This window comes from Candidatus Polarisedimenticolaceae bacterium (assembly GCA_036376135.1).
Classification (GTDB): Bacteria; Acidobacteriota; Polarisedimenticolia; order Polarisedimenticolales; family DASRJG01; genus DASVAW01.
The window spans coordinates 21,253-34,121 of the sequence record DASVAW010000083.1 but is presented as its reverse complement, the minus strand read 5'-3'; the positions used below and the strand labels follow the sequence as shown (position 1 = coordinate 34,121).

Genomic DNA, 12,869 nt, shown 5'->3' with positions numbered 1-12,869 from the left:
ACCCGCGCGGCGTTGGCGTAGGCCCGCGTCTTGAAGGGGTTCTCGCCGAGGAGCTCGAGGAGGAGGCCGATCTCCTCGAGGGCGTCGGCGACCGCGGCCTTGTCGCTCATCGCGGGACGACCCGCCAGCGCGTGTACAGCTCGTGCCCGACCCGATCGACCTCCAGGAGCTCGAGGGCGCGCCGCTCCCCCATGGCGAACCCGTCTCCCTCCAGCCAGGTCGGTGCCTGGCGGCCCCCGAGGAGCGCGGGGGCGATCGTGAGGTAGATCTCGTCCACCAGACCCTCGCGGAAGAATCCCCAGTTGAGCTCGCCTCCCCCCTCGACCAGAAGACGCGCGACCCCGCGCGCGTGCAGGCGCCGGCAAAGCACCGCGAGATCGACCGATCCCGACCCGAGCGTCCAGACCTCCGCACGCTCCGCCAGCCGCGCGAGGAACTCGGGCGGGGCGTCGTCGACGGTCGCGACGATCCTCCCGGCGGACGCGGGGTGCGTGAAAAACCCCGAATCGGGATCGACGGAGGCGCTGGCGGTGACGAGAACGTTGAGGAGGCCGGCGGGTTTCCCGAGCGCGGCGCGGCGCCGCAGCATCTCCGGGTCGCGGACGTGCAGCGGCGGGTCGTCGGCGCGCAGGGTTCCCGCTCCCACGAGGACCGCATCGGCCTCGGCGCGGAGCCGGTCCATGGTGCGGCGGTCGTGGGGCGTCGTGAACTTCGGGTACTCGCGGGCGGACGAGGTGATCTTCCCGTCCGCGGTCATCGCCATGTTCACGTAGACGAAGGGGCGGCTCACGGACGGATTGTAAACGCCGCCAGGACCTCCTCCAACCGGGCCCGCGAGAACTGGCTGCGGGAGACGCGCGCGTACCGCACGACGCCGCGCGCGTCGACCCCGAAGGTCGCCGGACGGGCGATGTGGATCGATTCGTAGTTCAGGGCGACGTAGACCCCCCAGAGCCTTGCGATCGAGCGGTCCTCGTCCGCGACGATGGGGAACGGGAGCTTCTCGCGCTCGGCGAAGGCCTCGACGGCGGTCGAGGCCTGGCAGGCGACGAGCACGAGGTCGGTCTCGGCCGCGCGGATCTCGGGGAACCGGTCGCGCAACTGCGCGATGCGCCCGGCGCAGTTCGGTCACCAGGTGCCGCGGAGGAACTCCACGATCGTGCGGCGCGACCGCCGCTCGGGCCGGTCGGGGGCGTGGGAGCCGAGGGTCGGAACGGGCATGGCGACCACGTTGTAGCGGATCCCCCGTTATCCTGCCCACCGTGACGATCGAGACGCTCGACCTCCACGCCCCCGGCGTCGCCGAGGAGCTGCTCCGCGTCCACCTCGCCGGCTACGAGGAGGAGGCGCGCCTTCTCGGCGCCGACGACTTCCCCCCGCTTCGCCGGACGATCGGCGACCTTCGCGCGGCGGCGTCGCGGTTTCTCGGGTGCTTCGACGGGGGGCGCCTCGCCGGGTACGTCGAGCTGGAGGATCTCGGCGAGGAGCTGCTCATCGCGAGTCTCGTCGTGGATCCCGCCGCCTTCCGGCGCGGGGTGGGAACGTCCCTGGTGCGTCGCGCGATCGAGACGGCCTGGGATCGGCCGGTCGCGGTCGGCACCGGCGTCGCCAATGCCCCGGCGCTGGCCCTCTACGCGAAGCTCGGGTTCGTCGAGCGGGAGCGCCGCACCGTCGCGGGCGGGATTCGCGTCGTGCGCCTGGTCAGGCCGGCAGCTTCACCGCGACCGTGACCCCGTCCCGGACCGGGAGGGTCGCCGCCGTGAACCGACCGGAGGTCGCGAGGCGCTCGTGGAGACCGAGGACCCCGGCGGTTGCGCGGTCGTCCGCGGCCGGCTCGAGGACCTTCCCGTACCAGAGCATGTTGTCGACGATCAGTAGGCCGCCGGGACGCAGCAGCCGGTCGGCCACGTCGTGCGCCCTCGGGTACTCGTGTTTGTCGACGTCGCAGAAGACGATGTCGAACGCCCCGGTCTCGCGGGAAGCGGTTTCGAAGGCGTCGCCGACCTCGATCCGGACCCGCGCCGGGTCCCCCAGAAATTCCCGGGCCAGCCGGCAGTGATCCGCCGATCCGTCGGTGAGGAGGATCGCTCCGTCCGGCGGCATGCCGCGCAGGAACCAGAAGGCGCTGTATCCGAACCCGGAGCCGAGCTCGAGCACGCGGCGGGCTCCCGACGCGCGCGCGAGGACCTCGAGGATCCGCCCGACCTGGGGCCCGACGATCGGGAAGTCGCGCTCCCCGGCGATCCGCTCCATCTCCTCGAGGACCGGGTCGGAAAGCGCGGCTCGCTGGGCGAGCCACCGGTCGATCGCAGGGTCCACGAGATCCACGTCATGCCTCCGCGCCGGCCGCGGGAGCGGCGCCCGGCAGGTTGTCCTCGCGACGCGCCATCAGCGCTCCGCCCGCGATCGCCGCGAGGAACGTCGCCGGCCAGACGACGTGGGGGCCCCACGCGTCGAGCACCACGGTGCCGAGCGAGGGGCCGAACGAAAAAGCGACGCCCCAGGACATCGTGTACCAGCCCATGTATTCGCCGCGGCGGTCGGGGGGGGCCATGTCGGCGACGAAATTGGACATGGAGGGGAGAAGGATCATCTCGCCGAAGGTCCAGACGAGGACCGTCCCCGCGATCGCCCACGGAGCCGTCGCGACCGCGAGCAGGCCGAGCCCCGAGGCGACGAGGGTCGACCCGAGCCACAACGAGCGCCGATGCGACCAGTGCGACGTCATGAAGTTGAGCCGCACCTCGAGGATCACGATGACGACCGTGTTGAGGGTGAACATCAGCCCGTAGAACGACTTCGTGAACCCCAGGTCGCGGACGAGGTAGAGCGGCATCGCGCCGATGTGCTGGAAAAACGCCGCGGCGAGAAGCGTCGAGCCGATCAGGAACGCCAGGAAACGCAGGTCGGTGTGGACGGGTGCCGACCGCTCCGAGGCGGCCGACTCCCGGGCCGCCTTCCTGCGCTCGGCGGCGGCGGCGCCGAGCGGGACGAGTGCCAGCACGAGCCCCGCGGCGAGAGCGGAGCCGCCGTCCACCCAGAACAGGGCGTCGAACGACCGGTCGGCGATGAACCCGCCCAGGGCGGGGCCGACGCTCATCCCGAGGTTGATGGCGAGACGATTCAGGGAATACGCCGCCTTGCGCAACTCGACCGGCACGATCTCGGTGACGAGCGCGAGGCTCGCCGGCCGGTACGACTCCGAGACGACGGCGAAGACGACCGTGCCCGCGAGGACCGGCAGGAGCGACGAGAACCACGGGAAGGCGAAAAGGACCGCCGCGGTCAGGAACAACGAGGCGCGCATGATGGAGAGCGGGCCGATGCGGTCCGCGAGGCGACCCGCGAGGGGAGCCGCCACGATGGAGCCTAGGCCGAAGCAGGTCAGGACGAGCGCCGCGGTGCTCGCGTCGTAGTGGAGGTGCTCGGTCAGATAAAGAAGCAGGAACGGCAGCACCATCGTGCCGAGCCGGTTGATGAGCATCGTGCCGGACAGGACCCACATCCCGCGCGGCAGGACGCCGACACCTTTCCAGGGATTGAGGCGGGCGAGCAGCACGGCGGCTTGATACCACACGACGGCAAGGCCTACGCGATACCCTGTACCGACCCGACAGGAGGCTCCGATGGACTCCAGACTTCCTCCGCGCGACGAGGCGATCGCCCTGCTGCACGCCTGGACCGAAGGACCGGGGCTGCGCAAACACGCGTACGCCGTGGAGGCGGCGATGCGCGCGCACGCCGCCCGCGTCGGCGGCGACGCCGACGCCTTCGGCCTCGCCGGACTGCTCCACGATTTCGACTACGAGCGGTATCCGTCGCTGGAGGACCACCCGTTCCGCGGGCAGGAGGTGCTCGAGGAGAGGGGGTATCCGGAGTGGTTCCGCCGCGCGATCCTCGCGCACGCGCCGCACACCGGAGTCGTCCCCGAGAGCGACCTCGAACGGTGTCTGTTCGCCTCCGACGAGTTGTGCGGCTTCCTGACCGCCTGCGCGCTCGTCACCCCGAACAAGTCGCTGCACGAGCTCAAGCCCGAGTCGGTGCGCAAGCGGATGAAGGACAAGGCCTTCGCCCGCAGCGTCAGCCGCGACGACATCGTCAAGGGGGCCGAGGGGATCGGCATGGAGCTCGACGCGCACATCGCCTTCGTGATCGACGCGCTCCGGGCGGTCGCCGCCGATCTCGGCCTCGCGGGGCGTGCGTGACCGAGGCGGAGATCCGGGCGGAGTTCCCGGGGGCGGCGTCGGTCGCGTATTTCAACGCGGCCTCGGCAACCCTCGTGCCCACGTGCGTCGCGCAGGCCGTCGAGCGGACGCTGCGCGCGCAAGTGGAGCGCGGCGTGCACACCTGGGCCGACGACATGCGTCGGGTCGAGGGCACGCGCAGCGCGATCGCGCGGCTGATCGGTGCGGCCCCGGCGGAGATCGCCTTCGCGGCGAACACGGGGGAGGCGATCTCGAAAGTCGCCGACGGGTTCGCGTGGCGCGACGGGGACGAGGTGGTTCTCGGCGACCTCGAGTACCCCGCGAACGTCTACCCGTGGGCGGTGCAGCGCGATCGCGGCGTGGGACTGCGCGTCGTCCGTTCGGAGGGGGGGCGGCTCACGGCATCGCGATTGATCGACGCGATCGGACCGCGGACGCGCGTGCTGACGGTGTCGCAGGTCCAGTTCTCGACCGGGTACCGCGTCGATCTCGCACGTCTCGGAGAGGCGTGCCGCCGGCACGACGTGTTGCTCGTCGTCGACGCGATCCAGGGGCTGCCGGTCTACCCGGTCGACGTGAAGGCCCTGGGGATCGGCGCGCTGGCGGCCGAGGGGAGGAAGTGGCTCATGGGGCCGTCGGGAACCGGGTTCCTCTACCTGGCCCCGGAGTGGCTCGACCGGATCCGTCCCCGCGCCGCGGGAGCGCTGTCGGTCACGGGGGCGGGGGACATGCTCCGATGGGTGCGGGAGCTCGACGCCTCCGGCCAGCTCGACCTGGGTCCGTTGTGGCGCCCCGGCTCCGGGAGGTTCGAGCCCGGATACCCGAACGTCCCCGGGATCGCGGGGCTCGGCGCGGCGCTCGAGCTCGCGGCGCGGATCGGCCTCGAGACGATCCGCGCCCGGGTCGAGCGTCACGTGGAACGGCTCGTCGCGGGGCTGGCCGAGCGAGGGCTTCCCGTCCACGGTCCCGTCTCCCCGGACGAGCGTTCGGGGATCGTCTCCTTCGGGGGGGTCCCGGACCCGGACCTGTGGTGCCGCGAGCTCGGCGCTCGGGGGATCAGCCTGGGGGTTCGCGACGGGTGGCTCCGGGCGGCCCCCCACGTCTACACGGCGGATGCCGACGTGGACCGGCTCTTCGCGTCGATCGACGCCCTGTCGCGGGGCGGCCTCGCGGTATAGTCCGCGCCCATGGCCAACTTCCTGGGAGGCAGCGCGTTCGCGATGGCGCGGGACATCGGCGAGGGGTACCAGACGGTCACCGAGCGGACGTTCAGGAGCTACACCCGCGGCGACATGGACCAGCTCGCGTTCGAGATCGAGAAGGCCCTGCGCGAGATCCGGGGAGACAACAGCGCGGTCGCGGAGCTCGCCGAGGTCCAGACGCGCAACCGGAAGATCCAGCGCCTCAACACCGCGCTGATGATCCTGCGCAACGCGAAGCAGCGGATGCGGTGACGGGGCTCAGAACCGCCCGTTGAGGTTCAGGCCGAGGCGGCGGGAGTCCGCGTCGAAGGTCGCGCCCAGGCGCGTCTCGCCATGCTTCGGGCGCCAGTCGACGTTCACGTCCCCGGTGGCGTCGACGCCGAACCGGACGAATCCGCTCCCCGCGGCTCGCTCGACGATGATGCGCGGGGTGAGGCTCGCGATCCCCACGCTCAGCCGCGTCCCGCCTTTCGTGGAGGTCGAACCCGACGGGAGCCCCGCGGCGATCGTGATCTCGCGCTCCAGGCGATCGCCCAGGTACGACCGCACGGCCTTCCGGGTCGCCTTCCACGCCTGCTGCTCGGCGTTCTGCTGCATCTCGATCCACGACACGGAGGTGCGGGTGTCCCGCTCGAGCGTGGGGGACGCGAACCACTCGCCCAGCGGTGCGAGGCGCCGCGCCATCTGGGGCGCAAGGTAGGAGGAGAGGAATGCACCGGAAGGGGCCGGCGCCGCATGGGGAAGTTTCGCCAGCGACAGGGCCGTCGGGGCCAGGCGTCCGTCGGGCAGCGCCGTACCGAACGGGAGGCGCTTTGCGGCCGGGGGCTCGATCGCACGGGCGCCGCCCCAGGCGACCCCCGTCGCGATCCCGCAGAGCAGCAGTAACCCGATGCGCTGCTTCATGCACCTTCCTCCCGCCGGCCTGAGGAGGCAAGCGGGCTGCCACCGCGACGTATACGTCGCCCGGCCCGCCGGGACCAGCTTTTAAGTCGGGGGGCCGCTGCGAGAGGCCCGCACGGCATCACGAACGTGTAATCGCGTCCCGGGATTCGACGACTCGGAGCGCCCGCGGGAGGACCCTGAGGGTCACCGGATCCTCATGAACCTGCCGCAGGATCTCCCCGTCGGCCTGGAGGTCCATGGCGCGGTCGGAACGGTACGTCACCCGCCGCGTGCGGATCACGCGAACCGCCGGGTGGGTGAGGTGCCGCCCTGCATAGACCCTCGGAAAGACCAGCAGCAGGCGAATCGGCGAGATCGCCCGGACCACGACGAGGTCGAGTTCGCCGTCGTCGGCGACCGCGTCGGGGGCGATCCGCATCCCTCCTCCGAACCACGGGAGGTTGGCGGCGGAGGCCAGCACGACCCGCTCCTCGAAGGTCCCCGCGTCGGTCTCGAGGCGCAGGTTCGGCGGGCGGTACGCATGCAACGCCCGGACGACGGCGAGGGGATACGCGAGCGGGCCGCCGAACCACGGCAGGCCTCGATCGACCCGGCGCACGACGGCGCCGTCGATGCCGACGCCCCCGACGGTGGCGAAACAGCGTCTGCCGTCGCTCCCGAGGTCGATGCTCCTGACCGGCCCGCGCAACGCCGCCGCGAACGCCGTATCGAGCTCGAGCGGGGCGCCGACCTCGCGGGCCACGTCGTTGCCGCGGCCGAGCGGGATCACCCCCAGCGCGCATGGAGTTCCCGCAAGACCCTGGATCGCCCAGTGAAGCGTGCCGTCGCCTCCCGCGACGAGGAGCCGCTCGCACCCCGCCGCCGCAGCGGCGACCGCGGCTTCGCACAGCCGCTGCGCCGACTCCGGGACGGTCATCTCGATCCCCGCCTCCCGGGCCAGCCGCGCGAGTCGAGCCAGCCGGCCGCGCACGTTCCCGCGCGCGGCGCGAGGGTTCACGACCAGGCGCGTCAAGGGTGTCGTCCCCGCGCAAGGCACCGTCCCCCGGCCCCCGAGCGGGCGAAAAAATCGACCGGGTGAAGGAGGGCGGAGGGGGGGGAGTGGGTCACGGGCGCGGAGCATACGCGCGAATCTTTTTATCGTCACGTCGCGGGAAGGGCTTCCGCCGCGCGGCACCACCTTTGCAAATTGTGCGGGCGGGCCCAGGAGGGCCACGGATGCACGCGCCCAGCCTCGAAAGCGTCGGACGCTACCTGGAAGGACTCAAGGGCAGGCCCGTCCGCGTCCTCGATGTCGTCCCGCTCGCGGGCGCCGACGGCGCCGCGGACAACGGCAACGGTGCGCTGCGCATCGACTTCGAGATCTCCGGCCGCAGGCAACGCGCGATTCTCGAGACCCTCGGCGCCTGCGCGGGGCCGTGCGAACACACCGCGTCGCTCGCCCGCGACGTCGTCTCCGACCACCGGGACCTGCCGCGCCTTCCACGGCACGTCCGCGCGATCGACGTCGGCGCGCTCGAGAAAGGAGGACGGCTCGTCTCGCTCGGACGCGCCGAGGAGTTCTTCCTCCTGAAGGACTGCGCGGAGGGACGGCCGTACACGGAGGATCTCGCGAGGGCGGGGGCCCACGGGGTCGTCGAAGATCTCGATACGGCGCGCTGCGACGCGTTGTGCGATTGGCTGCTCCGCGTGCACGCGCAGCGCGGGACGATCGACCCCTCGCTCTACTCCCAGCGCCTGCGCGGGCTGCTCGGGCGCGAGGAGGGGGTGATGGTGCTCGCCGACGCCTGGCCCGAGACCGAAGGCGGTCTCGCCCCCGCCGCGCTCGAGGAGATCGAGCGGCGGCTCATCGGCTGGCGCTGGCGCATCAAGGGCCGGAGCCATCGGCTGCGCGGGGTGCACGGCGAGTTTCGCCCCGACCACGTCCTGTTCCGCGAAGGATGCGACTTCTCCGTGATCGGGCGCGCCCACGGCGAATGGGGGGAGCCCGCGGACGACGTCGCGTGCATGACGCTCCACTTCGTCGTCGAGGCGCTGCGCCATCGCGGCCGCTTCGACGGCCCGCTCAAGTCGCTGTTCCGTCGCTTCTGGTCGCGTTACCTGCTCGAAGGGGGGGACGGGGAGATCCTCGAGGTCGCGCCGCCGTTCCTCGCCTGGCGAGGGCTCGAGCTCGCGAGTCCCGCGCGCGACGCGGGGCTCTCGCCGCAGGCCCGTCGGACCATGACGTCGTTCGTCTGCCGTGTGATCGCGGAGCCGGTCTTCGATCCGGAGTTGATGGACACCTACCTGGGCGCGTGACATCGTTGCGTGCGATGTGCACGGTCGCCTACGTTCCCCTGCCCGGGGGCGGCTACCTCCTCGGCCACAACCGCGACGAGCGGCTCTCGCGCGGACGCGGCGCGGTCCCGTCTCAAGGGGACGCCGCGGGGCGGCGTTGGCTCGCGCCCCGGGACCCCGATGCGGGCGGGACCTGGATCGTCGCGAACGACGCGGGGCTCACGGTCTGCGTCCTCAACGCCCTCGAGACCGAGGGGCGTGCGCTTCCCGACAACCCTCGAAGCCGCGGCCTGCTCGTCGCCGAGGCCGCGGGTTGTCGCGGGCTCGACGAGGTCCGCGCGCGGATCGACGCGGCGCTCCCGGAGCTCGCGGCCACCCGTGCGTTCCGCCTCGTGGCGGCGGAGGACGGCGCCGGGCTGAGCTCGTGCGTCTGGGACGGCGTCGCGCTGGCGTGGGAGCGCGCCGCGTCCACGACCCTCTACGTCTCCTCCACGCTCGGCGCCTTCGGCGCCCCGGCCGCGCGGCTCGCCGCGTGGGAGGCGATGCGTCGCCGGGCGGGCGATCCCGACGAGCCGGCCCTCGCGGCGTGGCTCGCGGGGCACGAGCCCGAGCGCGGACCGGCCTCGGTGTGCATGCATCGCGAGGACGGGGGGACGGTCAGCCGCACGATCGTGCGCGTGGACCGGGCCCGGGTCGCGATGACCTACACCGACGGCCCGCCCTGCACGCCGTTCGCACCCCCCTCGACGTGGTCGATCCCCCGCGCCGCCTGGAGCGATCGCAGCGTCCGGTAGATGCCGCCGGGAATCGCCATCAGTTCGGCGTGGGTTCCCGCCTCGCGCAGGGCGCCGTGGTGCAGGACGAGGATCCGGTCGGCTTTCTCGACCGTCGCGAGGCGGTGGGCGATCGTGATCGACGTCCGCCCGGCGAGCAGGCCGTCGAGGGCGCGCTGGATGCGTCGCTCGGTCTCCGGGTCGACCGACGAGGTCGCCTCGTCGAGGACCAGGATCGCCGGGTCGAACGCGATCGCGCGTGCGAAGGAAAGCAGCTGCTTCTCGCCCACCGACAGGTTCGATCCGCGCTCGCGGACCTCCTCGTCGTACCCGCGCGGCAGGCGCGAGAGGAAACGGTCGGCGTCCACGGCGCGCGCCGCGCGCCGGATCGCGGCGTCGTCGATCGCGGGATCCCCCAGCGAGATGTTCGATGCGATCGTCCCCGCGAACAGGAAGTGGTCCTGCATCACGATCCCAACCGCGCGTCGGAGGTCCCGAAGGTCCCAGTCCCGGACGTCGCGGCCGTCGACGACGATTCGCCCGGAGTCGACGTCGTACAGGCGGGCGAGCAGGCGGATCAGCGTGCTCTTCCCCGAGCCGGTCCAGCCCACGACCGCGACGCGCTCTCCGGGGGCGATCCGGAGCGAGACGTCCCGGAGCACCGGCGTCCCCGCCACGTAGGAGAACGAGACGTTCTCGAAGGCGATCTCCCCGCGCGGGCGCTCGAGGACCCGGGCGGCTCGGGGGGCCGAGACGATCGACGGCGGCGTGTCGAGCAGCTGGAAGATCCGCTCGCTCGACGCCATCGCCGCCTGCATCACCGTGTAGCGCTGCGAGAGCTCCTGCACCGGCTGGAAGAAGCGCCTGGCGTACTCGAGGAAGGCGACGAGGGTTCCGAAGGTGACGGTTCCCGCGAGCATCCGCCAGCCGCCGGCCCAGACGATCGACGCGAGGGCGAGCGTCGCCATGAGCTCCACGACCGCGGAGAACCCCGATTCGTAGCGTACTCCGCGCAGCTGCGCCGCGCGGTGCGAGGCGTCGAGCTCCCGGAACTCCTCCGCGTGGCGGGCCTCCCGGCGGAACAGCTGTACGATCCGCATTCCGGAGACGTTCTCCTGGAGGGCGGCGTTGAGGCGGGCGACGGCCGTGCGGATGTCCCGGTAGGCGTCGCGAACGCGCACGCGGAAATACCAGGAGACGGCCAGCATCGGCGGGACGCTCGCGAAGGTCACGAGCGCCATCCGCCAGTCCATCGCCAGCAGGATCAGGACGATGCCGGCAAGTTTCACGAAGTCCGCGAGCAGGAGCACGAGCCCCGAGGTGAACGCCTCGTTCAGCGACTCGACGTCGGTGGTCACCCGGGTCATGAGTCGTCCGACCGGGGTCCGGTCGAAGAAGGCGGCCGGGAGGCGCTGCAGGTGGGAGAAGACCTCCGTCCGGATGTCGAAGACGACGTTCTGGCCCGTGCGCTCGAGCGCGATCATCTGCGCGTAACCGAGGAGGAACTCGGCCGCGAGAGTCAGGACGAACAGTCCCGCCGGGAGGACCAGTCCCTCGGCGTGTCCCTGGAGGATGTACCGGTCGATCGCGACCTTGACGAGCCAGGGCTGGACCAGCTGGACCGCCGAGGACGCGAACAGCAGTCCGAGCGACAGCGCGACGAGGCCGCGGTGGGGGCGGACGTAGGCCAGCAGCCGGCGGACCAGGCGCGCATCGTAGGCCTTCCCGAGGACGTCGTCCTTCGTGTCGGGGGCCGCGCTCATGCGCCGTCGAGCCTCGACTCGAGCAGGGACGTCCGGAAGAGCCGGGCGTAGAGGCCGTCGCGGGCGAGCAGCGCGTCGTGGGTGCCGTCCTCCACGACTCGGCCGCCGTCCAGGACGACGATGCGATCCATCGCGGCGAGGGTGGCGACGCGATGCGAGATCAGGAGCAGCGTCGCGTCGCGGAGTCCGTCTCGAAGCCCGTCGAGGATGGCACGCTCCGTGTCGGCGTCGACCGCCGAGAGCGCGTCGTCGAGCACATACAGGCCCGGGCCGGGGACGATCGCCCGCGCGATCGTGGCGCGTTGGCGCTGGCCGCCGGAGAGGGTGTGCCCGCGCTCGCCGACGACGGTGTCGAGTCCCCGCGGAAGCGCGGGCAGGTCCGCGTCGAGACGCGCGAGCCCGACGGCGCGGAACAGCTCGTCGTCCGGCGCGTCCGGCCGCCCCAGCGCCACGTTCTCGCGGAGCGACTTCGAGAACAGGAACGCCTCCTGCGGAACGAGCCCGACGCTTCGCCGCACGCGCGCCGCGGGAACCGTCGTCACGTCGGTGCCGCCGATCCGGATCGTCCCCGGCGGCGCCGCGTAGGCGCGGGCGACGAGACCGGCGAGCGTGGACTTCCCGGAGCCCACCGGCCCGACGAGCGCGACGCGCGCCCCGCGGCGGACCGTCAGGTTCACGTTCCGCAGGGCGGCGGAGGTCGCCCCCGGATAGGTGAAGGTGAGGTTCCGGATCTCGAGGTCCCCGTCGAGGCCGGGGCCGCCTTCGTCGGCCCCGGCCGGGATCTCCGTCTCCGCCGAGAGGACCTGCTCGATGCGCTCGAGCGCCCCCGCGCCGCGCTGGAACACGTTCACGATCCAGCCGAGCGCGACCGTGGGCCAGGCCAGGATGCCGAGGTAGGCGTTGAAGGCGACGAAGTCCGCGAAGGCGATGTCGCCGCGGATCACGCGCAGTCCGCCGACGACGAGCACGAGCAGCGTGCCGCACCCGGAGAAGACGCCGATCATCGCGATCATCAGCCCGCGGCGGCGTGCCAGCGCGAGCGTGCGGTCGCGGAACTCCGCGGAGGCCCGGCGGAACGCGGCGATCTCGCGCTCCTCCTGGGCGTAGATCCGGACCTGCGCGGCGCCGGAGAGGTTTTCCTGCGCGCGGTTGGACAGGTGGCCGAGCTGTTCCTGGACGGCGATCGAGCGCGCGTACACTCCCCTGGAGAGCCGGTTCACGCCGTAGTAGAGCGCCGGGAACAGCGACAGCGAGGCCGCCGTGAGCACGGGGTCGAGCACCAGCATGACGGCGAGCGCGCCGACGTACACGATCGCGGTGTTCAGCAGGTTCATCGCTCCCGGGCCGTACAACGACTGCAGCAGCTGCACGTCGTTCACCGCCCGGGACATGACGTCGCCCGTGCGTTGCCGGTCGTACCACGACGCGGGCAGGACCAGGAGCCTGGCGAAGAAACGTTCCCTCAGGTCGAACGCGATCTTCCGGGAGGCCCCGAGAATGCGCAACCGGGAGGCGGTGCGGACCCACGCCTGCGCGACGGCGAGCGCACCCATGAGGAGGGCGAACCCGCCCAGCGCCGGGAGCGTCGTTCCGGCCTCGAGCGCGCGTACCGCCTCGCGCAGCACCCAGGGAACGCCCATGGCCAGCGCGTTGGTGAGCAGAAGGAGCGCGAAACCGAAGCCGAACTCCCGACGGTAGGGACGGGCGTGGGACCACAGGCGCGCGACGACCGGCACGCGCGGGATGGTA

At 72.1% G+C, this 12,869-nt stretch carries 13 protein-coding genes and 1 pseudogene; 6 read left to right on the top strand and 8 right to left on the bottom strand.

Going from position 1 to position 12,869, the window contains the following annotated elements:
• Window positions 1-106 precede the first annotated feature (106 nt).
• Both VF139_08060 and VF139_08055 read right to left on the bottom strand, forming a co-directional pair.
• On the bottom strand, window positions 107-790 hold the full coding sequence (locus VF139_08060) for a dihydrofolate reductase family protein (protein HEX6851350.1): 684 nt from the start codon (window positions 788-790) through the stop codon (window positions 107-109).
• Window positions 787-1,116: pseudogene (locus tag VF139_08055) on the bottom strand (redoxin domain-containing protein). Before VF139_08055 ends, VF139_08060 begins: the two are co-directional and overlap by 4 nt.
• A 146-nt stretch (window positions 1,117-1,262) precedes the next feature.
• Between VF139_08055 and VF139_08050 the strand changes: the two are divergent.
• A complete protein-coding gene (locus VF139_08050; protein HEX6851349.1) occupies window positions 1,263-1,730 on the top strand; it encodes a GNAT family N-acetyltransferase in 468 nt (155 codons plus the stop codon).
• Here VF139_08050 and VF139_08045 read toward each other — a convergent pair.
• Both VF139_08045 and VF139_08040 read right to left on the bottom strand, forming a co-directional pair.
• Entirely contained in the window at window positions 1,702-2,328 is a 627-nt protein-coding gene (locus tag VF139_08045; GenBank protein ID HEX6851348.1) for an O-methyltransferase, read from the bottom strand. The two genes, VF139_08050 and VF139_08045, sit on opposite strands and share 29 nt — an antisense overlap.
• Before the next feature lies 1 nt (window position 2,329).
• Entirely contained in the window at window positions 2,330-3,559 is a 1,230-nt protein-coding gene (locus VF139_08040) for an MFS transporter (GenBank protein HEX6851347.1), read from the bottom strand.
• A gap of 67 nt (window positions 3,560-3,626) precedes the next feature.
• On the opposite strand from VF139_08040, the gene VF139_08035 reads away from it, so the two are divergent.
• The 3 genes from VF139_08035 to VF139_08025 are packed head-to-tail and all read left to right on the top strand — an operon-like array spanning window position 3,627 to window position 5,659.
• Window positions 3,627-4,205, top strand: coding sequence for an HDIG domain-containing protein (locus VF139_08035; protein ID HEX6851346.1), 579 nt, complete (start codon window positions 3,627-3,629; stop codon window positions 4,203-4,205).
• Window positions 4,202-5,383, top strand: a complete 1,182-nt coding sequence (locus VF139_08030) for an aminotransferase class V-fold PLP-dependent enzyme (protein HEX6851345.1) — start codon at window positions 4,202-4,204, stop codon at window positions 5,381-5,383. The genes VF139_08035 and VF139_08030 overlap by 4 nt, the downstream gene beginning before the upstream one ends.
• Window positions 5,384-5,392: 9 nt before the next feature.
• Window positions 5,393-5,659 carry a hypothetical protein gene (locus VF139_08025; GenBank protein HEX6851344.1) on the top strand — a complete coding sequence of 89 codons (267 nt, stop codon included), beginning with the start codon at window positions 5,393-5,395 and terminating at the stop codon, window positions 5,657-5,659.
• A 6-nt stretch (window positions 5,660-5,665) separates the two neighbouring features.
• Here VF139_08025 and VF139_08020 read toward each other — a convergent pair whose 3' ends face one another.
• Window positions 5,666-6,310, bottom strand: coding sequence for a hypothetical protein (locus VF139_08020; protein HEX6851343.1), 645 nt, complete (start codon window positions 6,308-6,310; stop codon window positions 5,666-5,668).
• Window positions 6,311-6,428: 118 nt separating this feature from the next.
• A complete protein-coding gene (locus VF139_08015; protein ID HEX6851342.1) occupies window positions 6,429-7,322 on the bottom strand; it encodes a diacylglycerol kinase family protein in 894 nt (297 codons plus the stop codon).
• A 203-nt stretch (window positions 7,323-7,525) separates the two neighbouring features.
• Between VF139_08015 and VF139_08010 the strand changes: the two genes are divergently transcribed.
• On the top strand, window positions 7,526-8,605 hold the full coding sequence (locus VF139_08010; protein ID HEX6851341.1) for a hypothetical protein: 1,080 nt from the start codon (window positions 7,526-7,528) through the stop codon (window positions 8,603-8,605).
• Between the two features lie 14 nt (window positions 8,606-8,619).
• Complete coding sequence (locus tag VF139_08005) at window positions 8,620-9,378, top strand: NRDE family protein (GenBank protein HEX6851340.1); 759 nt, start codon at window positions 8,620-8,622, stop codon at window positions 9,376-9,378.
• Here VF139_08005 and VF139_08000 read toward each other — a convergent pair.
• The gene (locus VF139_08000) at window positions 9,288-11,120 is read right to left on the bottom strand and encodes an ABC transporter ATP-binding protein (protein HEX6851339.1); all 1,833 of its coding nucleotides are present in this window, start codon (window positions 11,118-11,120) and stop codon (window positions 9,288-9,290) included. The two genes, VF139_08005 and VF139_08000, sit on opposite strands and share 91 nt — an antisense overlap.
• Complete coding sequence (locus VF139_07995; GenBank protein ID HEX6851338.1) at window positions 11,117-12,856, bottom strand: ABC transporter ATP-binding protein; 1,740 nt, start codon at window positions 12,854-12,856, stop codon at window positions 11,117-11,119. The genes VF139_08000 and VF139_07995 overlap by 4 nt, the downstream gene beginning before the upstream one ends.
• Between the last annotated feature and the right edge of the window lie 13 nt (window positions 12,857-12,869).